This window comes from Azoarcus taiwanensis, assembly GCF_012910885.1.
GTDB classification, from domain to species: Bacteria; Pseudomonadota; Gammaproteobacteria; order Burkholderiales; family Rhodocyclaceae; genus Azoarcus_F; species Azoarcus_F taiwanensis.
On the sequence record NZ_WTVM01000014.1, the window covers coordinates 1 to 25,772 of the forward strand.

Annotated in this window: 22 protein-coding genes; 6 read left to right on the top strand and 16 right to left on the bottom strand. The window is 63.6% G+C overall.

Translation table 11 applies throughout. The features are described from left to right. Together GPA21_RS03720 and GPA21_RS03725 are read left to right on the top strand one after the other, a co-directional pair. The coding region (locus tag GPA21_RS03720; RefSeq protein ID WP_211163407.1) for a TVP38/TMEM64 family protein at positions 1-269 on the top strand (269 nt) is incomplete at its 5' end. Further along, on the top strand, positions 269-1,726 hold the full coding sequence (locus GPA21_RS03725; protein WP_211163408.1) for an ArnT family glycosyltransferase: 1,458 nt from the start codon (positions 269-271) through the stop codon (positions 1,724-1,726). The genes GPA21_RS03720 and GPA21_RS03725, both read left to right, overlap by 1 nt. Positions 1,727-1,793: 67 nt before the next feature. On the opposite strand, the gene GPA21_RS21145 is transcribed toward GPA21_RS03725, so the two are convergent. From GPA21_RS21145 to arsS, 5 genes are all read right to left on the bottom strand, one after another. Next, positions 1,794-2,444: a YiaD family glycine zipper/OmpA-like lipoprotein gene (locus GPA21_RS21145; RefSeq protein ID WP_168986872.1), complete on the bottom strand. Its 651-nt coding sequence runs from the start codon at positions 2,442-2,444 to the stop codon at positions 1,794-1,796. Between the two features lie 165 nt (positions 2,445-2,609). Continuing rightward, a complete protein-coding gene (locus GPA21_RS03735; RefSeq protein ID WP_168986873.1) occupies positions 2,610-3,227 on the bottom strand; it encodes a TIGR04282 family arsenosugar biosynthesis glycosyltransferase in 618 nt (205 codons plus the stop codon). Then, the gene (locus GPA21_RS03740) at positions 3,224-3,931 is read right to left on the bottom strand and encodes a TIGR04283 family arsenosugar biosynthesis glycosyltransferase (protein ID WP_339379802.1); all 708 of its coding nucleotides are present in this window, start codon (positions 3,929-3,931) and stop codon (positions 3,224-3,226) included. Before GPA21_RS03740 ends, GPA21_RS03735 begins: the two co-directional genes overlap by 4 nt. After that, positions 3,912-6,068 carry an FAD-dependent oxidoreductase gene (locus tag GPA21_RS03745; protein ID WP_168986874.1) on the bottom strand — a complete coding sequence of 719 codons (2,157 nt, stop codon included), beginning with the start codon at positions 6,066-6,068 and terminating at the stop codon, positions 3,912-3,914. Before GPA21_RS03745 ends, GPA21_RS03740 begins: the two co-directional genes overlap by 20 nt. Before the next feature lie 10 nt (positions 6,069-6,078). Further along, positions 6,079-7,032 carry an arsenosugar biosynthesis radical SAM (seleno)protein ArsS gene (gene arsS / locus GPA21_RS03750; RefSeq protein WP_168986875.1) on the bottom strand — a complete coding sequence of 318 codons (954 nt, stop codon included), beginning with the start codon at positions 7,030-7,032 and terminating at the stop codon, positions 6,079-6,081. 157 nt (positions 7,033-7,189) lie between these two features. Here arsS and GPA21_RS03755 point away from each other — a divergent pair, with 157 nt between their 5' ends. Next, positions 7,190-7,924 (top strand): DUF3047 domain-containing protein, encoded by a 735-nt coding sequence (locus GPA21_RS03755; protein WP_168986876.1) that lies wholly within the window; start codon positions 7,190-7,192, stop codon positions 7,922-7,924. Between the two features lie 66 nt (positions 7,925-7,990). On the opposite strand, the gene gor is transcribed toward GPA21_RS03755, so the two are convergent. The 4 genes from gor to GPA21_RS03775 form a co-directional block, all read right to left on the bottom strand. Continuing rightward, positions 7,991-9,367: a glutathione-disulfide reductase gene (gene gor, locus GPA21_RS03760; protein WP_168986877.1), complete on the bottom strand. Its 1,377-nt coding sequence runs from the start codon at positions 9,365-9,367 to the stop codon at positions 7,991-7,993. Between the two features lie 52 nt (positions 9,368-9,419). Continuing rightward, positions 9,420-10,652, bottom strand: coding sequence for an EAL and HDOD domain-containing protein (locus GPA21_RS03765; RefSeq protein WP_168986878.1), 1,233 nt, complete (start codon positions 10,650-10,652; stop codon positions 9,420-9,422). Positions 10,653-10,813: 161 nt separating this feature from the next. Further along, positions 10,814-11,005 carry a zf-HC2 domain-containing protein gene (locus GPA21_RS03770; RefSeq protein WP_168986879.1) on the bottom strand — a complete coding sequence of 64 codons (192 nt, stop codon included), beginning with the start codon at positions 11,003-11,005 and terminating at the stop codon, positions 10,814-10,816. Further along, positions 11,002-11,622: a sigma-70 family RNA polymerase sigma factor gene (locus GPA21_RS03775; RefSeq protein ID WP_168986880.1), complete on the bottom strand. Its 621-nt coding sequence runs from the start codon at positions 11,620-11,622 to the stop codon at positions 11,002-11,004. Before GPA21_RS03775 ends, GPA21_RS03770 begins: the two co-directional genes overlap by 4 nt. A 614-nt stretch (positions 11,623-12,236) precedes the next feature. Here GPA21_RS03775 and GPA21_RS03780 point away from each other — a divergent pair. Next, positions 12,237-12,665: a sterol desaturase family protein gene (locus GPA21_RS03780; protein ID WP_168986881.1), complete on the top strand. Its 429-nt coding sequence runs from the start codon at positions 12,237-12,239 to the stop codon at positions 12,663-12,665. A 56-nt stretch (positions 12,666-12,721) separates the two neighbouring features. On the opposite strand, the gene fumC is transcribed toward GPA21_RS03780, so the two are convergent. Continuing rightward, on the bottom strand, positions 12,722-14,122 hold the full coding sequence (fumC, locus tag GPA21_RS03785; protein ID WP_168986882.1) for a class II fumarate hydratase: 1,401 nt from the start codon (positions 14,120-14,122) through the stop codon (positions 12,722-12,724). Between the two features lie 309 nt (positions 14,123-14,431). On the opposite strand from fumC, the gene GPA21_RS03790 reads away from it, so the two are divergent. Further along, a complete protein-coding gene (locus GPA21_RS03790) occupies positions 14,432-17,863 on the top strand; it encodes a mechanosensitive ion channel domain-containing protein (RefSeq protein WP_168986883.1) in 3,432 nt (1,143 codons plus the stop codon). A gap of 8 nt (positions 17,864-17,871) precedes the next feature. Here the strand turns inward: GPA21_RS03790 and GPA21_RS03795 are convergent, their stop codons facing one another. From GPA21_RS03795 to pyk, 3 genes are all read right to left on the bottom strand, one after another. Continuing rightward, positions 17,872-18,291 (bottom strand): gamma-glutamylcyclotransferase, encoded by a 420-nt coding sequence (locus tag GPA21_RS03795; RefSeq protein WP_168986884.1) that lies wholly within the window; start codon positions 18,289-18,291, stop codon positions 17,872-17,874. 13 nt (positions 18,292-18,304) lie between these two features. Further along, positions 18,305-19,369 (bottom strand): class II fructose-bisphosphate aldolase, encoded by a 1,065-nt coding sequence (fba, locus tag GPA21_RS03800; protein WP_168986885.1) that lies wholly within the window; start codon positions 19,367-19,369, stop codon positions 18,305-18,307. Positions 19,370-19,468: 99 nt separating this feature from the next. Further along, positions 19,469-20,923, bottom strand: coding sequence for a pyruvate kinase (pyk, locus tag GPA21_RS03805; RefSeq protein WP_168986886.1), 1,455 nt, complete (start codon positions 20,921-20,923; stop codon positions 19,469-19,471). A gap of 89 nt (positions 20,924-21,012) precedes the next feature. Here pyk and GPA21_RS03810 point away from each other — a divergent pair, with 89 nt between their 5' ends. Continuing rightward, positions 21,013-21,396: a hypothetical protein gene (locus tag GPA21_RS03810; RefSeq protein WP_168986887.1), complete on the top strand. Its 384-nt coding sequence runs from the start codon at positions 21,013-21,015 to the stop codon at positions 21,394-21,396. A 31-nt stretch (positions 21,397-21,427) separates the two neighbouring features. On the opposite strand, the gene GPA21_RS03815 is transcribed toward GPA21_RS03810, so the two are convergent. The 3 genes from GPA21_RS03815 to tkt are packed head-to-tail and all read right to left on the bottom strand — an operon-like array spanning position 21,428 to position 25,759. Beyond that, a complete protein-coding gene (locus GPA21_RS03815) occupies positions 21,428-22,612 on the bottom strand; it encodes a phosphoglycerate kinase (RefSeq protein WP_168986888.1) in 1,185 nt (394 codons plus the stop codon). 59 nt (positions 22,613-22,671) lie between these two features. Continuing rightward, on the bottom strand, positions 22,672-23,688 hold the full coding sequence (gene gap, locus GPA21_RS03820; RefSeq protein ID WP_168986889.1) for a type I glyceraldehyde-3-phosphate dehydrogenase: 1,017 nt from the start codon (positions 23,686-23,688) through the stop codon (positions 22,672-22,674). 52 nt (positions 23,689-23,740) lie between these two features. After that, positions 23,741-25,759, bottom strand: a complete 2,019-nt coding sequence (tkt, locus tag GPA21_RS03825) for a transketolase (RefSeq protein WP_168986890.1) — start codon at positions 25,757-25,759, stop codon at positions 23,741-23,743. Between the last annotated feature and the right edge of the window lie 13 nt (positions 25,760-25,772).

A 25,772-nucleotide genomic window follows, 5' to 3' on the forward strand; every position in this document is an offset into this window, starting at 1 on the left:
CGGTGACATCGGTGGCACTGGTGCGCATGCTGCCGGTAAGCAACATGATTCTCAACGTCGGACTTTCGCTGAGCCGGGTCGGCAATCGCGCCTTCCTCTTCGGTACGCTTCTGGGCTTTATGCCCCAAGGCGTGGTCGCGGTGCTTGTCGGCAGTGGTGTCGGGGAGGAGGTTGTATTGCGCGGTGCGGTGCAGATCGGTATCGCCGCCGTGATTCTTGTGGTCGTGATGGTCTGGAGTGCGCGCCGATTGAGAGCGCGGAAAACATGATGCAGAAACTGATTCGTTCGCCGCACGCCTGGGTCGTGCTCGTGATGGTCCTTGCAACGTCGATCTTCGCGCTGCGCCTGAGCGGCCCCGCCGATCTCGAGGGCTATGCCCAGCATCGCAACGTCGGCTACGTGATGGACATGATGTGGCAGGGCAACTGGCTGGCCCAGCACGATATCCAGGGACGAATTCTGTCCAAGCCACCGTTGCATACGTGGACGATGGCACCCTTCGCGGCAGTCTTCGGGGTGGATCGCCTCGCGATGACCATACCTTCGTATCTTGCGGTGCTGGCGCTCGCTCTACTCGTTTTCCAGGTGGGACGGCAACGCTTTGGACTTCTGGCCGGGGGGCTGGCGGCGGTGGCGGTGATCATGGCGCCCACCATGTCCAAGCACATTGCGCTGGTGCGCTCGGATGCGCTGTTCTCGCTCGCCGTGGCAGTGGCGGCCTTTGCAGCTTATCGGGCCTGGGAGACAGGCCGGGGCTGGACCTTGTTCTGGGTGGCCAGCGGGTTCGCGACGCTGACCAAGGGCCCCCTGGGGCTCCTGATCGCGGCTTCGGGACTGCTCGCCTATTTCTGGGAGCGGCGGGGTAACCCTGCAGCGCTCAAGCCTCGCGGACGACAGCTGCCGGGGGTGATCCTGTTCGTTGTCATCAGCACCAGCTGGTTCGTCGCAGCCTGGTGGCAGCAGGGCTACGATCTGATCGACAAGATGATCTTCGACGAGCTGCTCGGCCAGGCGACCGGTGCGCGCAAGGACAGCATTCCGGGCGAGAACCTGCCCAAGCCCACCGCCTATCTGTTGCTGCGCTTTCTGCCGTTCAGCCTGTTCTTCTTCTATGCTCTTTGGCAGGTGTTCAAGCGCCCGGCAGCGGACGCGGGCGAGCGTCGGTTCGAGCGCTTTCTCGCAACATGGGTTCTGAGCGGTCTGCTGATCTTCTCACTTGCCGCTCATTTTCGCCCGGATCTGCTGTTGCCTTTATGGGCCGCTTGCGCCTTGCTCGCGGGCCGTGAAATGGCTCGGACGGCCGCGCGAATTGGCGAGGCGCGCTTCATGAGGATCGGAGCCGCGGTTTGCGTGGTTCTGCTCGGCTCCGTCTTTCTGACTTACCACACGGTGTTCGGCAAGCGGGCCGAGCGCTCCGAGCAGACCGGAGCGGTCGAGGCCGCGGCTCTGGCACTATCGGCGACCGATATCGATGCCGCTGGCCTGCATCATGTGGGTACGCCGGTGACGTTCCAGATGCATCTCGGCACCTTCCGGCCATGGCTGTCGCGGGAGGCGTTCCGGGAGGTCGCTGCCACCGAGGTGGTGCCGTTCTATCTGGCCGTGGATCGCGAGCCGGCTTGGCTGGAGGAGGAACTGGCAGCCTTCGTGGTCAAGCGGGTATTCCGCTGGCCGGAGGATGAAGCGGATCGCCGTATCGTCGAAGTGTTGAGGATCAGCCGCTGAGATGTTCGCCCCTGAATGAATAAGGGCCGCCCGAGGGCGGCCCTTATTCGTGGACAGTCTCAGTAGCTTACTGCTGAATCGGAATGATCAGGATCTCCACGCGACGATTCTGTGCGCGTCCTTCCGGTGTGGCGTTGCTTGCGATCGGACGGGTCATGCCGTAGCCGACGGCCTCGATGCGATTCGCCGAGACTCCGCTCTGGATCAGGTAGCTGCGCACGCTAAGCGCGCGGTTTTCGGACAGCGTCTGGTTATAGGCGGCCGAACCGGTAGAGTCGGTGTGGCCTTCGATGCGGACGATGGTGTCCGGATACTGGCTGACGCTGTATGCGAGCTGGTCGAGTACCGAACGGAACTGGGGTTTGACGTCGGCCCGATTGGTGTCGAAAGTAATGTTCTCGGGGGCTTGAAGGCGGATGGTGTCGCCTTCGCGCACGACGTCTACGCCGGTGCCTTGCATCTGCCGGCGCAATTCGGCCTCCTGCTGGTCCATCTGGCGGCCGATCAGACCGCCTACCGTCGCACCGACTGCTGCGCCGACCAGCACGCCGGCGGTCCGATCTCCACGTCCTGCCACGGCTCGGCCGAGTACGCCGCCAGCGACTGCGCCTACCGTGGCGCCGGTCGCGGTGCGGGCATGCTCTCCCTGGTAGGGGTTGGTTGCGCAACCCGTCACGACGAGGACGCTGGCTGCGGTAATGAGAATAGTCTTCTTCATGATGGTATTGCCTCCGTTGAAGCGGCTAGCTGATCGAGCCGCCGGTCTGTGTGTTTCGCTCATGTCGCTTGCGGGTTGCCAATGGTATGTAACAAGCGCACTTCATATTTTCATTTTCACCCTTTGTGTGCCCCTTGGCGAGCGCTGATCGTCAGTATTTGTAACTTAGCACCTGCTTTGACCCAAGGCCATTGTCCTATACCAGTAGTCAAGGTCGCGCGGGCTGTCGACGTCGTGCACTTCCCGGCCGACATGCACTCGCCAGCCAAGCGCCGCGAGCCTGGCCAGGGTCCGAGCCGCGACCGATGCCGTACTCCACGCGATGCCCTCGAACAGGCTGGGGTCGAAGCGATTCAGCCCGAACAGGGCGTAACCTCCGTCGGCGCAGGGGTTCATTACTGCGTCGGCCCTGGTCAGTGCGTTCGCGGCGTCTCGGAGCAACACCTTACTTATTTGAACGCAGTCAGTGCCGATCAGGATGACAGGCAGTTCGTCGATGCGTCTCATGACCGCTCTGGCCATGCGTTCGCCGAGGTCACCCTGTTCCTGCGGACTCAGCGACAAGCCGGGTGGCAGGGTGATGCCTTGCCAAGAGGGGGCGCCAGGTGCAGGATCCATGCATAACTCGACTTCGCCGACCGCGGACGAGATTGCAACGTCGAGGGTCCGTATGAGCATCACTCGCGCCAGCGCCGCCGCACCGTCTGCTCCGAGGGCGGGAATCAGCCGGGTCTTGACCCGACCCGGAACCGGCGCTTTCGCGAAAACGATGATGCGCGTCATCGGTAGCGCTCCGCAAGTCGCTCCGGCGATGCGCCGCGCCAGTAAGCGAATCTCAGTCGCCACATCAGCACGATTGTGGCGAGCGTGCCTCGGGCCGCCCAGCGGCGTCCCGAGGTGGTCACGCGTTCGCGCAGGCACAGTGGACGGGAGATCCGCTTGAGTCGGCGCGAGAGTTCGATGTCTTCCATCAACGGCTGATCCGGAAAGCCGCCGAGGCGTTCAAAAGCTTCGCGGCGCACGAAGATGGCCTGGTCCCCGGTCGCAATGCCGCTGAGTCGCGAGCGCAGGTTCATCATGTACGCGACCACGACGAGCATCCCTGGCCCATCAATGATCTCGACGTCGAAACGGCCCCACGCGCGATGGCGGCTCGCGAGACCGTCAAGTATCAGCCGGTCGGCGTCGGGGGGCAGATCCGTGTCCGCATGCAGGAACAGAAGAACGTTGCCGCACGCCGCGCGGGCGCCGGCATTCATCTGCCGCGCACGACCCTGCTTCGAGACGACCACCTGCGCGCCGGCCTCGTGGGCGATGCGAACGCTGTCATCGTCGCTGCCGCCGTCCGCGACGATGAGTTCCACTCCGTGTTCGCGCAGCGAAGCAAGCCTGGCCAGGCGGGTGGGCAACTGTGCTGCTTCGTTCAGGACAGGCATGACGATGGATAGTCGCGGACGCATAAGGTGCTCACCCAAGTCGCCAGGCATGGAAACGGCTCACCCACTCGAGCAGGGCCTTCGGCGCATGCGCCTTCTTCCACTCACCGGCGGCGTATTTGTTGGCCTCGGCCATCGTCGGGTAGGTGTGGATGGTGCCGAGGATCTTGTTGAGGCCGAGGCCGTGCTTCATTGCCAGCACATACTCCGCCAGCAGCTCGCCGGCATGCGCACCGACGATGGTGACCCCCAGGATGCGGTCCTTGCCGGGCAGGGTCAGTACCTTGACGAAGCCGTGGGCCTCGCTGTCGGCGATGGCGCGGTCGAGGTCGTCGATGCCGTAGCGGGTGATCTCATAAGCAATGCCCTTTTCCTTGGCCTCTAGCTCGTTCAGGCCGACACGCGCCACCTCGGGGTCGATGAAGGTGGCCCACGGGATCACCGAGTAGTCCGCGCGGAAGCGCCGGAGGTCGCCGAACAGTGCGTTCACTGCTGCATACCAGGCCTGATGGGCGGCGACATGGGTGAACTGGTAGGGGCCGGCTACGTCGCCCGCGGCGTAGATGTTGGGGTAGAGCGTCTGCAGATATTCGTTGGTTTCGACCGTTCGGTCGGTCGGGATGCCCAATTCCTCGAGGCCGTAGCCCTGTAGTCGCGCGACCCGGCCGACGGCGCACAGCAACTGGTCGAACACGATGCGCTTTTCCTCGCTGTCGTGCTCAACCACCAGCGTCTTCTCGCCTTGGACGATCTCGCAGCGCAGTGCCTTGTGCTCCGTCAGCACGGCCACGCCGTCGGCTTCGAGCGCGGCCCTGGCGAGTGCGCTGACTTCCTCGTCCTCGCGAACCATGATCCGCGGAGCTCGTTGTACCTGAGTGACCTGCGAGCCCAGTCGGGCGAAGCTCTGCGCCAGCTCGCAACCAATCGGCCCGCCACCCAGCACCACCAGACGTCGTGGCACTTCGTCGAGGCGCGCGAATTCGTCCCACAAGGTGTCGCTGGTGACGTAGCCGACCTCGTCCAGACCCGGCAAAGGCGGCACGAAGGGGCGTGCGCCCGCAGCGATAACGATGCTGCGTGCGGTCAGACGCCGGGTGCCGCCGTCGTTGAGCGCGATCTCCACCGTCCACGGGTTGATAAGCTTTCCGTAGCCTTGCAGTACCTCAACGCCGAGACCGGTATAGCGCTCGATGCTGTCGTGCGGCTCGATCGCGGCGATCACCTCATGGATGCGCTGCATCACCGCCTTGAAGCTGAAGCCGGGTTCCATGTCGGTCAGGCCATAGCGCGAGCCGTTTCGCATCTGACTCGCCACCTTGGCGCTTCGGATCAGCGCTTTGCTTGGCACGCAGCCGTAGTTCAGGCAGTCGCCGCCCATCTTGTGCGCTTCGATCAGCGTGACCTTCGCCTTCACCGCGGCGGCGATGTAGGCGGTGACGAGACCCCCGGCGCCGGCACCGATCACGATCAGGTTGCGGTCGAAGCGCTTCGGCCGTTGGTGATTCCAGCGGGCGTAGACCTTTCGCTTCTGCAATGCTTCGACGATGCGCCGCGCGATCAGCGGAAACACACCGAGCAGCGCGAAGGAGGCGATCAGCGCCGGTGACAGGATGCCGGCGGGCGAGTTGATGGAGGCCAGTTGGGTACCGGCATTCACATACACCACGGTGCCGGCGAACATGCCGAGCTGGCTCACCCAGTAGAAGGTGGCGGTGCGCATCGGCGTCAGCCCCATCACCAGGTTGATCAGGAAGAACGGGAACAGCGGCACCAGGCGCAGCGTGAACAGATAAAAGCCGCCCTCGCGCTCGATGCCGCGGTTGATCGCACCGAGCTTGTCGCCAAAGCGGGTCTGCACCCAGTCACGCAGCACATGGCGGGATACGAGAAAGGCCAGCGTCGCGCCGATGCTCGACGCGAACGAAACCAGCACGACGCCGGTAGTGAGACCGAACAGCGCTCCCGCCGCAATCGTCATCACCGCCGCGCCGGGCAGCGACAGCGCGGTCACCGCGACATACAGCGCGAAAAAGCCGCCGGTGACCAACCAGGGCGACTCGGCGCGCATCGCGGCGAAGCCGTCCTGGCCCTGCTTGAGGGCTTCGAAGCTCAGAAACTGGCCGAGGTCGAAAACGAAGTAGGCGCCGACCAGCGCGGCCACAAGAGTGACGAGGAGGATGCGTTTCATCGCCGCGCGCTCACAGTGCGCCGCCGCAACTGCTGCCCTGGCCGGCAGTGCAGCCGAAGCAGTGGTCGGCCACCCTTATGCCATGCGCGCTCAGGTCATCCTCCAGCAGATCGCGCAGGTGCGGACGGCCTTGGCCCGGCAAGGGCAGGCCAAGCTGCTGGTTGAAGTCGCAGTCGTACAGAAAACCCTGCCAGTCCACGCTGACCAGTGTCCGGCACATCACGTTGTCGAGGTTGGCCGCGGCGTAGTTGTGCTTGAGCAGGCGCATGTAGTCGTTGAACTGCCCTTTTGAAATCAGCGTGCTGCCAAAGCGCTGGATTGGCATGTTGGCGAGGGTGAACAACTGGTTGAAGACGATGCCGAAGTGCTCGGCCAGCTCCCGCTTGTAGGCGGCTTCGAGCTGCGCCTGCGCGGGTGGCAACACCGGCCCGAGCGGGTTGTAAACCAGGTTCAGCGTGAGACTGCTGTCTTCGGCGCCGTAACCGAGCGCGTTCAGTCGCTGGAGTGCGGCGATGCTCTTGTCGAACACCCCCTTGCCGCGTTGCTGGTCGACATTGGCCGCGGAGTAGCAGGGTAGCGACGCGACGATCTCGACCTGATGCGCGGCGAGAAATTCCGCCAGACCTTCCTGGCCCGGTTCGAACAGGATGGTGAGGTTGCAACGGTCGATGACCCGGGTGCCGAGCGCGCGAGCATCGCGCACCAGCTCACGGAACCCCTGGTGCAACTCGGGTGCCCCACCGGTGAGATCCAGCGTGCCCAGACGCCGGCGTTCGAGCACCTGCGGAATCAGGGCCATGGTTTCGCGGTCCATCATCTCGGTGCGCTTGGGGCCGGCATTGACATGACAATGCACGCAGGTCTGGTTGCAGCGGTAGCCGATATTGACCTGCAGCGTGTCGAGCTGCTTGCGCCGGATGGGCGGAAACTGCGTGTGCTGCAGCAGGGGCAGGGTGGCGTGCATCGAGGCTCCTTTCTTGATCGTTTTGGTTTCAACGTGAGCTTGGTCGTGCCTGAAGCCCGAACCTTACACGCCGGGTCACATGCTGAGGTGGATGCTGTAAGGCGCGGCGGGTTCCGAACGACATAGGGGCATATCTTCAACTCGAGGCCAATCCTCCATGAAACCGAACCATCTGTTCGCTGCCTTCGTCCTCGCGATTCCGACCGCCGTTCCCGCGCAGGACGCGCCTGCCACACCCAGCCTGTTCTCGGCCGCGACCGTCGGAGAGCCGGTGCCGCCGCCATGGCGACACCAGGCGTTGCCGCGGGTGCCTGCCGAGAACCGGTTTGCGTTGGTCGAGGAGGGCGGGCGTACCGTGCTCAGGGTGGACTCCGCGCAGGCCGCCTCCACCAAGATGCATCCGCTCGATGTCGACCTAGCGCGCACGCCGTCGCTCGAATGGAGCTGGAAGGTGTCGAACGCGGTCGCGGCTTCGGACTTTCGCCATAAGCAGGGCGATGATTATGCCGCGCGCGTCTACGTGTTGTTCGATTATCCGGTCGAGCGTCTTTCGTTCGGTGACCGCATGCGAATCTCGCTCGCGTGTGGCCTGCATGGCGCGGAGCTGCCGACCGCCGCCATCGCCTATGTGTGGGGTACCGCGCAGCCTCCCGGTGCAACCGGCCCCAATCCCTACACCGACCGGGTGCAGATGATCGTAATCGACAGTGGCGAGGCCAACGCCGGACGCTGGCAGACGGTGAGGCGGAACGTCGCGCGCGACTTCGAGGCGGTGTTCGGCGAGCCTGCGCCACGCGTGGTCGGAATTGCGGTGAGCGCCGATACCGACAACACTGGCGAAACCGTCACCGCCTGGTTCGGCGACATTCGGTTCTTGGACCGACTGGAGTAGCTCTTCGAGGAGTGCGCCTGAAAAGGCCTCCTCCTCCTTCAAGGGGGAGGCTGGGAGGGGGATGGGTTACACCCCCCGCCGCTTGATCACCGGATCGCGCAGGGTGACGAACTCTTCGGCCGCGGTCGGGTGGATGCCCACGGTGGTGTCGAAGTCGGTCTTGGTCGCGCCCATCTTCACCGCGATGGCGATGCCCTGGATGATCTCCGGCGCATCTGGACCGACCATGTGGGCACCGAGCACCCGGTCGGTGACCGGGTCGACGACCAGCTTCATCAGCGTGCGCTCCTCGCGGCCCGAGAGGGTGTGTTTCATCGGACGGAAGCGTGCGGCGTAGACCGCGATCTCGTCATGGCGCTCAAGCGCGGCCTCCTCGGAGAGGCCGACCGTCGCGACTGGCGGTTGGCTGAATACGGCCGACGGCACGCAGTCGTGGTCGGCGCTGGATGGCTTGCCACCGAACAGCGTCATCGCCAGCGCCTGGCCTTCACGAATGGCGACTGGGGTCAGCGCGATGCGGTTGGTGACGTCGCCGACCGCGTGTATCCCGGGTACACTGGTTTGGCCGTAGGGATCGACGACGATGCCGCCCTGGGTGTCGGTTTCGATGCCGAGCGCCTCAAGGCCGAGACCGGCGGTGTTCGGCACTCGCCCGGTCGCGTACATGACGAGATCGAAGGGTTGCTGCGCGGCGGCGAGGTTTTCGCCATCGACGTCGAGCAGGCCGTCACTGCGCCGGCGGATCGCGGTCACCGTGCTGCCGAGCGCGATGTCGATGCCCTTGCGTCGCATCTCCTCGTTCAGGTGGGTGCGTACATCACCGTCGAAGCCGCGCAGGATCTGCTCGCCGCGATAGCTCAGGCAGACCTCGGCGCCGAGGCCATGAAAGATCCCGGCAAACTCGACTGCGATGTAGCCGCCACCGACCACCAGCACTCGTCGGGGCGGCGTCTTGAGTTCGAACACTTCGTTCGATGTGACGGCATGCTCGGCGCCGGGGATGTCCGGTACGAAGGGCCAGCCGCCGGTGGCGATGAGGATGTGCCGGCAGCGGAACTGTCGGTCGCCGACCGCGACCATGCCGGGCGCGGGGATGCGGGCTGCGCCGGTGACGATCTCCACGCCTGCGTCGGTCAGAAGACGCTCGTAAATGCCGCTCAGGCGAGCCACTTCACGGTCGCGTGCCTCGGCCAGTCGCTGCCATGAGAAACCGGGGCGGGCCCGTTCCCAGCCGAAGCCGACCGCGTCTTCGAAGTCCTCGCCGAAGTGGGCGGCGAGCACCATGAGTTTCTTCGGCACGCAGCCACGGATCACGCAGGTGCCGCCCAGCCGGTGGTTCTCGGCGATGGCCACGCGTGCGCCGAGTCGCGACGCCACGCGCGCGGCGCGCACCCCGCCGGAGCCGGCGCCGATTACGAAGAGGTCGAAGTCGAAAGCGTCCATTCGCTCGGTATCCTTGTTTGAGATGGGATGGCTCGGGGCGCTCGTGATGCGGTCAGCTTCGTCGCTCGCCTAGTGCCACGACCCAACTGATGGCCTCGAGCTCGGCCTCTGTCACGTCCGAAAGTGTCAGCGACGGCAGGGACGCGATGGCGCGCTCGGCTGCGCCGCGGTCGTGCGATTCGATGCAGGTCACCAGATGCAGCAGGCCACCGAGCGTGCCGCGGCGGTGAAGCAGCGCGTCGGCGACGTCGTCCGCGAGATTGATCTCGGTCACAAGATCACTCATCGGTTGTGACAGCACCGCGTCGAGCAGCGAAAGGGTGCCGGTCATGAAGGCCTTGTCGGCGAACTCATCATTTGGGCTTATGCGCTGCGCAAGCAGCTCCATGGTCTTGCCGCGCATTGCGGCCAGTTCGGTGAGCGGCGTCGGGTAATCGACGCCCGGCTGTTTACTGTAGAGAAGTAGCTGGACCCAGCGTTGCAGTTGCCGGCGACCCAGCACCAGCACTGCGGATGAGATCGTGTCCACCGGTTTGCGCAGGCCGACGGCGGCCGAATTGACCAGCCTGAGCAGGTTGTAGGTCAGGGCGGCGTCCTGCTTGATGGTGTCGAAGATCTCGGTCGATTCACTGTCGTCCAGAATGTGCCCCAGCAGGCGCATCAGGAGCCGCGCGGTCGGATCGGGGCGCCGAGTACTCAGGACATCGGGTCTGGCGAAGTAATAGCCCTGAAATAGCTCGAACCCCAACAACCTGCAGTACTCGGCCTGGTCGCGGCTGTCTACCTTTTCTGCCAGCAGCGTCGCCGGCCAGCGCTTGAGGGTGTCGACGATTGCCGGAAGCTCCTCACGCTGGTGCGCGAGCAAGTCGATCTTGACGTAATCGACCAGATCGAGGAGTTCGTCGAAGCTCTCGTCATAGGCGAAATCGTCCAGCGCCAGAGAAAAGCCATTTGCCTTCAGTTGTCGGCAGCGGCCGATGACTTCCGGGCTCGCAGTGACGGTCTCGAGCAGTTCGAGCACGATTTGCTCTCGCGGCAGAAACTCGACCAGATCGCTGTGAAGCAGATCGGCACTGACGTTGATGAAACCTTTGTGATGTCCGAGCACCTTGGCCGCACCCATTTGCCCGAAAGTGTGGCTGATGACGCTTGCCGTGGCATGCAGGTCGTTGGTGACGTTGCTGCTGTTGACGAACCCGGTGCGAAAAAGCAGTTCGTAGGCGAAGAGCCCCCCTTCACGTTCGAGGATTGGCTGCCGCCCGAGAAAGACTTCCTGTCTGGACATCGGTTGAAAAGGGTGAGTGAATTCGACGATGTTACCCGAGCCTGAACGCCGACGCCTAACACCGCTCCGGTATGTTGCAGATTTGCAAAGTGCGCCCATTTACGCTCGTGGCTGCGCTTTCTGAAGAGAGCAGCCGAAGGGCCGCGCGCGGCGGGTGGCCCTCAGTCTCCCTGTTCTGTCACCCCCTCGCGGAAGCGGCGCGCGGCCTCGCGCATGAAAGCCATGTGCTTGCGGTAGTTGCGGCAATACACGCACATCGCGTTGTGCGTCGACAGTGCCGCTTTCTCCTGCCACTTCAGCGGCCGGTCGAGCTCTTCGGACATCAGTCGTGTGGCCTGTTTGCAATTGATCATCGCGCGGCTCCCTTGAACCAGTTGTCTTCCAGGCATTCACGTAGTCCGAGGCGGGCGCGGTGAAGGATGACCCAGCAGTTGTTTTTCGAGATGCCGAGCTCGCGGCAGATCTCGTCGGTTTCGAGTTCGAGCATCTCCCGCATCATGTAGATGCGCGCGAGCTTCTCCGGCAGATGATTCACGCAGGCGTCGAAGATCGTCCAGAACTGCTTTTGAGACAGCACCTCGTCCGGGTTCGACCAGGTGGCCGGGCCGTCCTCATGGTTCCAGTAACCGGACGACCACATCATCTTGCGGTTGAAGAGGGCATCCATGCCGTCATCGCCGTCCTCGTCCTGCGCGGCGAGATCGCTGCGGCTGATCTCGCGCGCGTTCCTGCGGATATGGTCGACGATCTTGTTGCGGAGGATGGCGAACAACCAGGTCTTGATCGCCGAGCGACCGGCGAAGCCATGTTCGCTGTTCATCGCGGCGACCAGGGCTTCCTGCACCATGTCCTCGGCCGTCGCGGCGTCGCGCAGTTGCATCTGTGCAAAGCGCAGCATGTCCCGGCGAATGCTCTCGATCGACGGACCGCTCCAATCGATCCGACTGCCGGGCGGGGAATGTTCGCTCATCGGGAATGTCTCCTCATTGCCCTCGTGCTGTGTCGCGCAATGCGCGAGTGAGGTCGGGATCGCGCTTTCCAGGCCCGCAAAGTTGAACTCATTACGTTGCGCCGAGCGAGACTGCAAGCGCGTCCACCTCGAACTGAATATAGCCGGGGATCTCCTGATTGCGTTCCTCGAGCGTAGCTGATCCGGATTGCTGCGTCGTTTGTACGGCCATTTCCTTACAAGATGCTTTGACGCGGAAACCTCAGTTGAACGCTTCAAATGATCTTGAATGCCCAACAATACCCCAGCTTTGCATCTTCGACTGCGATCCCCAGAGGGGTGAGTCCGCTACATGTCCAACTGCGGGCCAGGTTCAAGCCAGACAGCGCAGCGGAGGACGATGTCGTGCGCCTTCTGTTTCTAGACATAGCTTCTGCTGGAGCCGATCATGTGGCGGTGGGTGCGACATGTGGCGCCGCGCGGGCACAGTGCGGAGGGGAAGAATGAAAGGGGGGCGAATCGATTCAGTGAAGGTCAGATACCCGTATTCGACGATGATCCCAGCAGTTGCCGCGGTGGCAATGACGACTGTCTGGCTACGGTCGTCGGGAAACAGCGCTGCGTCGTGGCTGCCAATGATACCCGCTGGTTTCGTCGCTTGGACCCTGCTCGAGTACCTATTGCACCGCTTCGCGCTGCACGGCATTGAGCCGTTTCGTCGCTGGCATCTGGAACACCATCGGGATCCTGCCAAGCCCTTGCAGACACCCGTGCTTTTCAGCCTGATGTTGGTGGGCGCTTTCGTGTCGCTGCCTTTCGCCTTGCCCGATGCGCACGCTCCTGCGTTGTTCGCTGTCGGCCTGTGCATCGGGCAAGTGTCCCAGGAGATCGTACATCACCGTCTGCATCGGACCGATTCACCGTCGAATCGCTGGCTCGCTGCGCGTTGGCGCGAACATGGCTACCACCACGAGGTGGACGGTAATGCCGCTTATGGAACATGTACCGGATTCTGGGATCGGGTTTTCGGCACCAGTCCGCGCCAAGACCGCCACATCTCATGAAGCGGTTGTGTCAAGAAAGGCCCTCCGCGGTCGTCCCGATAGCTTTCAAGCTGCCGTTACTCATTACCCGGATGGGTCATCCCCATCGGGTCGATCCAGCGGTCGAACTGCTCGCCGGTGACATGGCCAATTGCGAGGGCAGCCTCACGCAGCGTTGAGCCGTCCTTGTGAGCTTTCTTGGCGATCTCGGCCGCCTTGTCGTAGCCGATGTGGCGGTTGAGTGCAGTGACCAGCATCAGGTTGCGGGCGAGGTTGTCGCGGATGCGCGGCAGATTGGGGGCGATCCCGCGGGCGCAGTGCAGGTCGAAGGAGCGGGCGGCGTCGCCGAGCAGGCGGATGCTCTCAAGCACCGCGTGCGCGATGACTGGCTTGTAGACATTGAGTTGGAAGTTGCCCTGACTGCCTGCGAAGGCCACCGTTGCGTCGTTGCCGAACACACGGGTGCACACCATGGTCAGCGCCTCGGACTGGGTCGGGTTGACCTTGCCCGGCATGATCGAGCTGCCCGGTTCGTTCTCCGGGATTTGCAACTCGCTGATACCGGTTCGCGGTCCGCTTGCGAGCCAGCGTACGTCGTTGGCAATCTTGAACAGCGCAACGGCCAGTGTTCGCAGGGCAGCACTGAAACTTACCAGCGCATCGTGCGATGCCAGCGCCGCAAAACGGTTCGTCGCGACGCGAAATGGCTGCCCGGTCTCGCGGGCAATAAAGTGCGCGCAGCGTTCGCCGAAGCGCGGGTGTGCGTTCAGTCCGGTGCCTACGGCGGTGCCGCCGATGGCCAGCTCGTGCAAGCCGATCTGTGCGGCCTCGATCGCATCGAGCGCGAAGTCGATCTGCGCGACCCAACTGCCGATCTCCTGGCCGAGGGTGATCGGCGTGGCGTCCATCAGATGGGTACGGCCAGTCTTGACCACGTTGGCGTAATCATGAGATTTGGCCGTCAATGTCTTGCGCAGCGCCAGCACCGGCGGAAGCAACTCGCGGTGCAGGGCGAGCACCACGGCGACATGCATCGCTGTCGGAAAGGTATCGTTCGAGGATTGCCCGCGATTCACATCATCATTCGGGTGGACCGGGTGTTTGCCGCCTAGAGGCTGACCCGCGAGTTCGTTGGCGCGGTTGGCGATCACTTCGTTCGCATTCATGTTCGACTGGGTGCCGCTGCCGGTCTGGAATACCACCAGCGGGAAATGCGCGTCCAGGTCACCGGCGAAGACTTCTTCGGCCGCGTGCACAATGAGTGTGGCTTTTCCGCTGTCGAGCTCGCCCAATTCCGCGTTGGCAAGCGCCGCCGCTTTCTTCAGCACGCCGAAGGCATGCACGATCGATGTCGGCATGCAAAAACGCTCGCGCCCGATGTCGAAATTGCTGATCGAGCGTTGTGTTTGCGCGCCCCAGTAGCGATCCGCCGGTACCGGGATTTCGCCGAAGCTGTCGGTTTCGATTCGTGTGTCCATATGTTGATTGTAGGCTCCGGAACGATATTTGCTCGCAGTCAGCTGAATGCTTCGATACGTTATTGCTGTCGGCAGACTGCTCGTTGGGGACGGCTGATCGCTGCTTGCCGCGCGGGGCACTGCGGATAATCGTGGTGAGCCGCTGCCGGTCATGTGGCCTGACCGTCCCGTCAGGGCTGGCGCTCACGATCGCTGAACGCGCCTCGTGTGCAAAGCCTTGCACCTGAGCCGGAGCCTCCTTAAGCTGCCGGTTCTCTTCGGCTGGTTTGCTGAAGCCCCGGGGATTCATTCGGTAATGGAAGCGAGCAGATGATCAAGAAGGCCTTGAGTGCCTTGGTGCTGTTGCTGTTGGTTGGTCTTGGTACTCTTACGTGGGCGGAGTTGGTGCCGTCTGCTGCGTCGGAGGCAGTTCCGACCCTGGATCAACTCGAAGCCCGAAAAAGGATGGTCGAGGATGCGAGCGACCTGAGCGAGGATCAGCGCCGGCGTCTGCTTGAGATCTATGACCAGACGCTTGGCTACCATCAGCAGCTGCGGCAGACCAATGCCGAGGCCGAGGCACTCAAGAACCTGCTGTATGCGGCGGCTGACCGCATTGTCAGCCTGCGAGAGCAGGCACAACAACCGCCGTCGGCGCTCGTGCTGGAGCCGGAAGCCGAATCCAGCCTTGAGGTGCTTGAAACCTTCATCAGCGCGCGGGAGGAGTGGTTGGCGGTGGCCCGCGATTCCTTGCGTTCGGCCGAACGCGAGCTGGCCCGTTTGATCGGGGGCAGTGCCGCTCTCGGCGAGCGCATCGCCAGTCGGACGACCGCGATCGACCAGATCCAGCGCGAGCTCGCGGCCTTGCCCGCGGACAGCACCGATCTCGCTCACCGTGCACGTGTCGACAACCTGCGGGTTCGCAAGGCGTTCAACCAGGCCGCACTCGCCCTTCGACAGCACGAGCTCGCCAATCTCGGAGAGCTGACTGCCCTGAACCAGGCGATCCGCGACTCCAGTAATCGCACCATTGCCGGTTTGCAGGCCGAGCTTGAGCAACTCCGTGAGCGTGGGCAGCAGGTGCGTGAAGCGATTGCACGCGAGGCTGTCGAGCAGGCAGACCGTCTTCGCGATGACGCGGCACGCCTGCCGCCCGAGGTGCTTGCGCTGGCCGATCAGAACCGAGAATTGCGTGCTGAGCAGGCCAACCTGGTCGCTCAGGAGCAAAGCGTTGCCGCAGCGTTGCAGCGCGCGAGACAGGAACGCGATGAATACCGCGCCGACTTCGAACGCATCCGCAACCGGGTTGAAGTTGTCGGTCGAAGCGAGGCGATCGCCAAGGTGCTGCATGCGCGTCGAGCCGCGCTACCTTCGCTCCAGACTTACCGCTCGGAGAGGATGACGCTCGAAAGCGCCATCCGGGCCGCAATCGAACGTCAGCTGAACGTCGATGATCTGCTGATGGCGGCACCCATTCTGCGTATCCGCTTCCATGATGTGCTGTCGGGGGCTGCCGACACTGCCGATGTTGAAACCAGTGAGCAGTTGCGTTCCGAGACGGACAGGCTTCTGGATGCTTACGCCGAGTCGTTGAACGAGCTTCAGCAAGGTTACGCGAGACACCTCAACAGCCTGACGAATCTCGACGTGGCGGTCAGAGAGCGTTTCGATGTCGCACAGCAATACGTCGAGTACATCGAGGAGCAGTTGCTATGGATGCCGAACACCAACCTTGCCGCATTGGTGGCGGTGGACTATCCGGACTGGACGCGTTGGGCGCTTGATCCCGGGACCTGGGTGCCAATTGCAGGCGGCTGGCTGGACTTCACCGCCCGACACTGGATGAGCATTCTGCTTGTGCTCATTCTTTTACATGCGCTGCGACGTTTCAATCGCAGCGCGCGCCGCCGGCTGGAGTACATCGATCAAGCGCTCAACCGGGTCAAGACCGATTCTTCCCGTCGCACGCTGGAGGCCGTCTTCTTGGCCGCCTTGCGCGTGCTACCGGGGCCGCTGGCCTTGTTTCTCGTCGGCAAGGCGATGCAAGGTTTCGTCGACCCGCTGGCGGTTGCCATCGGCGACGGGCTGGTCAATGCCAGCCTGCTGCTTGGATACCTGTTGTTCGTTGTTCAACTGATTCGCCCAAACGGGATCGGAGCCCGCCATCTGCGCTGGTCGCCTCGCGCCTGTGCTGCGCTGGAGCGGCCTTTGCGCGGCTTCACGACCTTCTTCACCAGTGCAGTGTTCGTGATCACCTTGCTGGGCGCGAGTGAAGCGCCGGCTGCCGCGCAAGCCGTCGGCAGCATCGTGTTCGCATCCGTGATGGGGGCGATCTTCATCATGGTGCGCAAGTTGTTCGGCGAGCAGGGGGCCATGCGGGCCTGTATTCGTGAAGACTTTGCCGGCACCTGGGCCCACCAACTCCATTTTCTTTGGTATCCGCTGGCGCTGGCGACCCCGCTTGCGCTCGGGCTTGCTTCGCTCGGCGGCTATTACTACACCGCAATGCATTTCACCGGGCGGATCCTGATGACGGTCTCGTTCATCTTCGTGGTGTTCGTCGTCACCGGGGTGATCCTGCGCTGGCTCTACGTCACAGAGCGCCGTTTGCGCTACGAGGATGCAATTCGCCGACGGGATCAGTTGCGTGCCCAGCGCGCGGAGAGCGGGAGTGACGACAAGAGCGGTGAGGACGCCGGGGATGTCATCGTCGTCGAAACGCCGGAGGTCAATTACGAGTCGCTAAGCGAACAGTCGCGCCGGCTCGTCCATACCGGCTTCCTGTTCGCGGTGCTGTTTGGTACCTGGGGGATCTGGGCCAACCTGATTCCTGCGCTTGGTTTTCTGGAGGCGACCAATCTGCCCTTTGAAACCACGCGCTTGGTCGATGGTGTCAGCACGGTGATGCCGATCACGCTGGCCGATCTTGTCATCGGGTTGTTCATCGTCATCGTGACTTTTCTTGCAGCGAAGAATCTGCCGGGCATTCTCGAGCTCAGTCTGCTGCAGCGGCTGCCGCTTGATCCCGGTGCGCGCTATGCGATCACCGCGTTGTCGCAATACCTGATCGCGGGTATCGGCCTCATCATCGCGGTGCAGACCATTGGCTTTCAGTGGAGCGGCTTGCAATGGCTGATCGCGGCGCTAGGTGTGGGTCTCGGCTTTGGTTTGCAGGAGATCGTGGCCAACTTCGTGAGCGGCATCATTCTGCTCTTCGAGCGTCCGATCCGCGTAGGTGATGTGGTGACCATCGACGGCACGACCGGTGTGGTGACCCGCATCCAGATCCGCGCGACCACGATCACCAACTACGACAAGCAGGAACTCATCGTTCCCAACAAGGAATTCATCACCGGGCGGTTGATCAACTGGACCTTGAGCGACAAGCTCAACCGCATCCTGATACCGGTGGGCCTCGCCTACGGGGAGGACGCCGACAAGGCGCTCAACTTGATGCGCGAGGCCGCGGTGGAAATCCCCGAAGTGCTGGACGATCCGGCACCCGCGGTGAGTTTCGAATCTTTCGGCGATGATGCGCTGATGCTCTATCTGCGCGCTTACCTGGCCAACATGGACAATCGGCTGGCCACCATCACCGCACTGCACCGAGGCATCTACAACAAGTTCAACGCGGCAGGGTTGTCGATTGCGTTCCTGCAACGCGACGTACACCTGGATCTCAAGCACCCGCTGGACATCCGTCTGCGGCGTGCCGGCCCGCGTGATACTGAGCGCGAGGCGTCGACGGGCGATTCAGCCTGACGCCCGCTTCAGCTCAGCCGTGAAAAACCCAGATAGCGGGACTGGAAACGGGTCTTGCCAGCGGCGAGGAAGGCATCGAAATCCCAGTCTTCGGGAAGCAGCAGCGACGTATGCTCGGGTTTGATCACGTACGTGTCGGCAGAGACGGTCGAGCCGTCGGCAAGCGTGACCTCCACGGTTTCGCGGCGGTATTGCTCGCCTTCGAAAGCGTCCAGCCGCTCGAGCGCCGCCGGGTCGACGCTGCGGTAGAGCACGCCCTGCACCTGGGCGCCCGGGCAAGCCTGCATGCCCGGGTAATCTTCGTCCCGCACCGCATGACGCGAGAAGCCGGCGAGCGAGGCCGGCTCACCACTGACACTGCGGCCGCAGACTGCCGACATGATGTCGACGCACATCAGCGTGCCGTAGGTAAAGCAATGGGTGGTCACCTTCGCAGGCGCCTCAGCGAACGACCTGGGTGAGTTCGCCTGCCTTGTAGCGGGCAGCGAACTGCTCGAGCGAGACCGGTTTGATGCGGCTCGCCTGACCGGCGCAGCCGAAGGCCTCGAAGCGTGCCTTGCACACTGCCTTGGCGGCTTCACGGGCCGGCTTGTTGAACTCGCGCGGGTCGAACTTGGACGGATTCTCGAACAGGAACTTGCGCACCGCGCCCGTCATTGCCAGGCGGATGTCGGTGTCGATGTTGATCTTGCGTACGCCGTGCTTGATCGCGGTCTGGATTTCCTCGACCGGTACGCCGTAGGTCTCCTTCATGTCGCCGCCGTATTGGCGGATGATCTCGAGGAGCTCCTGTGGCACCGAGCTTGAGCCGTGCATCACCAGGTGGGTGTTCGGGATGCGGGCGTGGATGGCCTTGACGCGCTCCATCGAGAGGATGTCGCCGGTCGGCTTGCGGGTGAACTTGTAGGCGCCGTGGCTGGTGCCGATGGCGATCGCGAGCGCGTCGCAGTCGGTCTGGCGTACGAAGTCGGCTGCCTCGTCGGGATCGGTCAGCAGCATCGAGTGGTCCAGCGTACCTTCGGCACCGATGCCGTCCTCTTCGCCGGCCTGACCGGTTTCGAGCGAACCGAGGCAGCCGAGTTCGGCCTCGACGGTGACTCCGATGGCGTGGGAGAACTTGACCACCTCGCGGGTCACCGCGACGTTGTATTCGTAGTCCGACGGGGTCTTGCCGTCTTCGCGCAGCGAGCCGTCCATCATCACGCTGGAGAAGCCCGAGCGGATCGCGGCCATGCACACCGCCGGTGACTGGCCGTGGTCCTGGTGCATGACGACCGGAATCTGCGGATAGGCCTCGATGGCAGCGTCGATGAGGTGGCGCAGAAACGCCTCGCCGGCATATTTGCGGGCGCCGGCCGAGGCCTGCATGATCACCGGGCTGTCGGCTTCCGCGGCGGCTTCCATGATGGCTTGTACCTGCTCAAGGTTGTTCACGTTGAACGCGGGCAGGCCATAGGTGTTCTCGGCGGCGTGGTCGAGCAACTGGCGCATGGCGACTAGGGGCATGGTAGATCTCTCCGTGGATGCCGTGCCTTGACGCACGGCGTTGTTCTCAGGCCGGATTTTACCGCCCCGGGGTTACGATGTCAGATCCGGCGTGAGGATTCAGATCGGATTGGCGACATGGACCGGTGGCGGGTGTTCGCCGATTTTGACGATCTTCAGGGTGTTGGTGCCGCCTTTCGAGCCGATCGGTTCGCCCACGGTGAACACGACCAGGTCGCCGCGCTCGACGACGCCCTGGTCGAGCAGTAATTGCTCCGCTTCCCACAACAGCAGGTCCCGGTCCTGGTGAGTCTGAGACATCAACAGCGGGTAGACCTCGCGGAACAGCGTCATCTGATTGCGGGCGGTTTGCTCCGGCGTCAGTGCGTAGATTGGCAGACCGCCGTTGACGCGGCTCATCCACAGCGCGGTCGAGCCGGTTTGGGTCAAGGCCGCGATCGCCTTGACCTTGAGGTGATAGGCGGTCCAGATCGCGGCCATCGCGATGGACTGGTCGATCTGGGTGAACACCCGGTTGAGGAAATCCCGGTCGAGCGTGACTTCGGCGGATTTTTCGGCTTCGAGGCACACCCGGCTCATCGCTTCGACGACTTCGACCGGAAAGCTGCCGGAGGCGGTCTCGGCGGACAGCATGACCGCGTCGGTACCATCGAGCACTGCGTTGGCCACATCCGACACTTCGGCGCGTGTCGGTACCGGGCTGGTAATCATCGACTCCATCATCTGGGTTGCGGTAATGGTCAGCTTGTTGCGCTCTCGCGCCGCTCGTAGCATACGCTTCTGCAAGGCCGGGACCGCCGCGTCGCCGACCTCGACGGCGAGATCACCGCGCGCGACCATGATGCCGTCGGAGGCATCCAGAATCTCTTCGAGATTCGCCACAGCCTCGGTGCGCTCTATCTTGGCGATGAGGAGCGCCTTGCCGCCCGCGGCCCGCATGAGTTGCCGGGCCATATACATGTCGGCCGCGCTCTTCGGGAAGGAGACCGCGAGAAAGTCGGCGCCGAGCTGGGCTGCGGTGCGGATATCCTCCATGTCCTTGGCGGTCAGTGCCGGTGCGGACAGGCCGCCGCCCTGACGGTTGATGCCCTTGTTGTTCGACAGTTCTCCGCCGACCCTCACGCGAGTGTGAATCTCGTTGCCGCGAACCTGCTCGACATCGAGTTTGATCCGGCCATCGTCCAGAAGCAGCACGTCACCGGGTTTCACGTCGCGCGGCAGATCCTTGTAGTCGAGGCCGGCGCGGCCACTGTCGCCCATCTCGCAGTTCGAGTCGAGTATGAAAGGCGTGTTCGGCGCGAGCGTCACCTTGCCGTCGCGGAAGCGCCCGACGCGTATCTTGGGGCCCTGCAGGTCCGCGAGAATCCCGACGGGTCGCCGGGTGCGCATTGCGACCTCGCGTATCGCCTCGGCGCGGGCGACGTGGTCCTCAGCCTTGCCGTGCGAAAAGTTCATGCGAACGACATCGACGCCGGCGTTCACCATGCGTTCCAGAACGAGCGGGTCGGTCGAGGCGGGACCGAGCGTGGCGACAATCTTGGTGTGGCGAGGCATGTGGGCTTCCGTTTGGTTTGGCGTGGATCGGGCGGCAGACTGGATTATCGTCGCCTATTATGAAATTTAGGGACTGCCTGGGGAAGAGCATGAACTGGAGCATCGCGCTGATCGTACTGGCCGCCGGGCTCTTCGCCTGGTTTGCGCTGACTGCCTTGAACTCGCGTGTGCGTGAGCGGCGCATCAGTCCAGCGAAACGGACGTTTTCGCCGTTTCACGCGGTCGCGATCAGGCCGCGAGGCGTCGGGTGCGAGATGGCGAAAGCACTCAGCGGACGTCGCTTTCTTGCTGACGAGGCACCTCGTTTGCCGCTCGACCATTGCGACCGTGAGGATTGTCGCTGCATGTACGTGCATTTCGATGATCGGCGGCGGGGCGAAAGACGGATCTGGGCGACAGTGGCGCCAGACGGCGGCGACCGCCGCGACCGGGGGCCGGGGCGGCGTGTCGCGGATCGGTTCGGATTCGGCTGAAGCGGCGCGATCCGAGCCGACCGGGTAGCGCTCAATCAGCGAAGCGGGCCTCGAGTGCCGCGATCGCGGGTAGTGTCTTGCCTTCGAGGAATTCGAGGAAGGCGCCGCCGCCAGTCGAAATGTAGCCAACATCCTGCGCAATGTGAAATTTGGCGATCGCGGCCAGCGTGTCGCCACCACCGGCAATCGTAAAGGCCTCCGAGTGGGCGATTGCCGAGGCCATCATCTTGGTGCCGCCGGCAAACTGGTCGTGCTCGAACACGCCCACAGGCCCATTCCAGACGATGGTGCCCGCGTGGGCGATGATGTCCGCGAGCCGGGCCGAGGTTTTCGGGCCGACGTCGAGGATGCGGTCGTGAGGGCCGACTTCGTCGACCGGAATGCGGTTGGCGCGTGCCAGGGCCGAGACTTCGTCGGCAACCACGACATCCACGGGCAGCGGCACTTCGGCGCCGCGCTCTTTCATCATGTCCATGATGGCCTGGGCTTCCTTGACCAGCTCGGGTTCGGCGAGCGATTCGCCGATGCGCTTGCCGGAGGCGAGCAGGAAGGTGTTGGCGATGCCGCCTCCGACGATAAGCTGGTCGACCTTCTCGGCCAGGGTCTTGAGAATGGTCAGCTTGGTCGACACCTTGGCGCCGCCGACGATGGCGACCAGCGGGCGTGCGGGGTTCTCGGTTGCACGCGACAAGGCGTCGATTTCGGCGCCCATCAGCATGCCGGCACAGGCGACCGGCGCGAAGCGGGCCATGCCATGGGTCGTGGCCTCGGCGCGGTGGGCGGTGCCGAAGGCGTCATTGACGTAGATGTCGCACAGCGCAGCCATCTTGCGGGCGAGTTCCTCGTTGTCCTTCTTCTCGCCCTTGTTGCAGCGGCAGTTCTCCAGCAGCACGACCTGGCCCGGTTGTACCTCGAAGCCGCCATCGACCCAGTCGGTGACCAGCTTGACCGGCTTGCCCAGCAGCTGCCCGAGGCGAACCGCCACCGGCATCAGTGTGTCTTCGGCGCGAACCTCGCCCTCGGTCGGCCGGCCGAGGTGGGAGGTGACCATGACCGCTGCACTATTCTGCAGGCAGTATTCGATGGAAGGGATGGAGGCGCGGATGCGGGTATCTTCGACGATATTGCCGGCTTCGTCCTGCGGCACGTTGAGATCGGCACGGATGAAGACCTTCTTGCCGCGTACATCGAGTTCGCTGAGTTTCTTGACTTGCATGTTGGTTCCGGATGAAAAAATGCCCTGCTGTGCAGGGCATAGTCGTCAGAGGGCGAGAGTCACTTGGCCTCGGCCAGCACGCGCGCGGCGTCCAGCATCCGGCAGGAATAGCCCCACTCGTTGTCGTACCAGGCCAGCACTTTCACCAGATTGCCGTCGATGACGCGGGTCTGAGTTGCATCGAATACTGACGAGTGGCTGTCGTGGTTGAAATCGCTGGACACCAGCGGATCCTCGTTGACCGCGAGCACGCCTTTGAGTGCGCCGGCGGCGGCTTCCTTCATCAGCGCGTTGATCTCGTCCTTGCTGGTTTCGCGGCGGGCCGTGAAGGTGAGGTCGACCAGCGACACGTTCATCGTCGGCACGCGCAGCGCAAAGCCGTCCACCTTGCCCTTGAGCGAAGGCAGCACCAGACCGACCGCCTTGGCCGCACCGGTCTTGGTCGGGATGATGTTCTGCGCGCCGGCACGCGCACGGCGCAAGTCCTTGTGACGCACGTCCACCAGCACCTGGTCGTTGGTGTAGGCATGGATCGTGGTCATCAGGCCCTGTTCGATGCCGATCGCGTCTTCCAGCACCTTGGCGACCGGTGCGAGGCAGTTGGTGGTGCACGAGGCGTTGGAGACGACGGTCATGTCGCCGGTCAGGATCTCGTGGTTCACGCCATAGACGATGGTCGCGTCGACATCGTCGCCGCCCGGTGCCGAGATCAGGATCTTCTTCGCGCCCTGGTCGAGGTGGACCTGGGCCTTGGCTTTGCTGGTGAAGGCGCCGGTACACTCGAGCAGCACATCCACGCCCAAGTCGCCCCAGTTGATGTCGAGCGGGTTCTTGGTCGAGAAGAACGGGATGCGGTCACCGTCGATGATGATCGCGTTGTCGCCCTCGGTTTCCACCGAAAAGCCGAAACGTCCGTGGGTGGTGTCGTACTTGGTGAGGTGGGCGTTGGTGGCGATGTCGCCGGAGGCGTTGATGGCGACTACTTGGAACTGGTCACGCAGGCCGAGTTCGTAGATCGCACGCAAGGTGCAGCGGCCGATGCGGCCGTATCCGTTGATCGCGACTTTGATTGCCATGCTTTGATCTCCAGGGAATGAATTCGATACCAGAAAAGCTTTTGGGGCGGACTCAGCCGAGCACTCGCTCGACCTCGGCCGCCACCGCGTCCGCGGTGATGCCGAAGGTCACGAATAGCTCGCCGGCCGGCGCGGATTCACCGAAGCGGTCGAGACCGATCACGCCGCCCTCCAGGCCGACGTACTTGTACCAGCCGGTGGTCGAGCCGGCCTCGACCGCGACGCGCGGCAGGCCCTTCGGCAACACGGTGTCGCGCCACTCGGCATCCTGCCGCTCGAAAAGCTCGCAGCACGGCATCGACACCACGCGAACCGGGACACCCTTGGCAGCCAGTGTTTTCTGTGCCTCGATCGCGAGGGTGACCTCCGAGCCGGTGGCGATGATGACCGCTTGCGGTGCGCCGTTGCCGGCTTCGGACAGGATGTAGCCGCCGCTGCGAATGGCCGCCACCTGCGCGCTGTCGCGCGACTGGAAGGGGAGGTTCTGGCGTGACAGCAACAGGGCCGACGGACCGTCGGCGCGCTCGATGGCGCAGGCCCAGGCGACCGCGGTTTCGGTGGTGTCGCAGGGGCGCCATACGTCCAGGCGCGGGATCAGGCGAAGCGAGGCGGCCTGTTCAACCGGCTGATGGGTCGGTCCGTCTTCGCCGAGGCCGATCGAGTCATGGGTGAACACGAAGATCTGGCGCTGCTTCATCAGCGCGGCCATGCGGATCGCGTTGCGCGCGTAGTCGCTGAAGATCAGGAAGGTCGCGGTGTAGGGGATCAGCCCGCCATGCAGCGCGATGCCGTTGGCGATGGCGACCATGCCGAACTCGCGAACGCCATAATAGAGATAATTGCCGCCGGCCTCGCGACTGACGCCCTTCGAGCCGGACCACAGGGTGAGGTTGGAGCCGGCCAGATCGGCCGAGCCGCCGATGAGCTCCGGCAGTGCCGGCGCGAAGGCCTCGATGCTGTTCTGGCTCGCCTTACGAGTGGCGATGGTTTCAGCCTTGGCGGTGACGGAGGCGATGACGTTCTCGACGTGATCCACCCAGCCTCCAGGCAGCGTGCCGGCCATGCGGCGACGGAATTCGGCGGCGAGTTCCGGGTGTGCGGCAGCGTAGGCGTCGAAGCGCTGCTGCCATTCCCGTTGAGCGGCCGTTCCGGCCTCGCGGCGGTTCCACACGCTGCGCACGTCTTCGGGGATCTCGAACGGGGCATGCGGCCAGCCGATGAACTCGCGCGCGGCGGCAATCTCGGCGTCACCCAGCGGGGCGCCATGCACGTCGTGCGTGTCCTGCTTGTTCGGTGCGCCGGCGCCGATGATGGTCTTGCAGCAGATCAGCGTTGGTTGCTCGGTGTTGGCGATTGCCTCGCGGATCGCGGCATCGATTGCTTCCGCATCGTGACCCTGCACGTCGGGGATCACCTGCCAGCCATAGGCTTCGAAACGTTTGGGCGTATCGTCGCTGAACCAGCCGTCAACATGGCCGTCGATGGAGATGTTGTTGTCGTCGTAGAACGCGATCAGTTTGCCGAGTCCGAGGGTGCCAGCGAGCGAACAGGCTTCGTGCGAGATGCCTTCCATGAGGCATCCGTCGCCAAGGAAAACCCAGGTGCGGTGATCGACGATTTCGTGTCCTGGACGGTTGAAGGTGTCCGCGAGCACCTTCTCGGCGATGGCCATGCCGACTGCGTTGGTCACGCCCTGGCCGAGCGGGCCGGTGGTGGTCTCGATGCCGGGCGTGTAGCCGTATTCGGGGTGCCCCGGTGTCTTGCTGTGCAATTGGCGGAAATTCTTGATGTCGTCGATCGACACCTCATAGCCGGTGAGGTGCAGCAAGGCATAGAGCAGCATCGAGCCGTGTCCGTTGGACATCACGAAGCGGTCGCGGTCGGCCCATTTCGGATCGGCCGGATTGTGCTTGAGGTAGCGACGCCACAAAACCTCGGCGATCTCGGCCATGCCCATCGGTGCGCCGGGGTGGCCGGACTTGGCCTTTTGCACGGCATCCATGGCCAACGCGCGAATCGCGCCGGTAAGAGGATTGAATGCGGGCGGGGTAATGCTGCGGGCGTTCGGCATGGTAGGCGGGTGC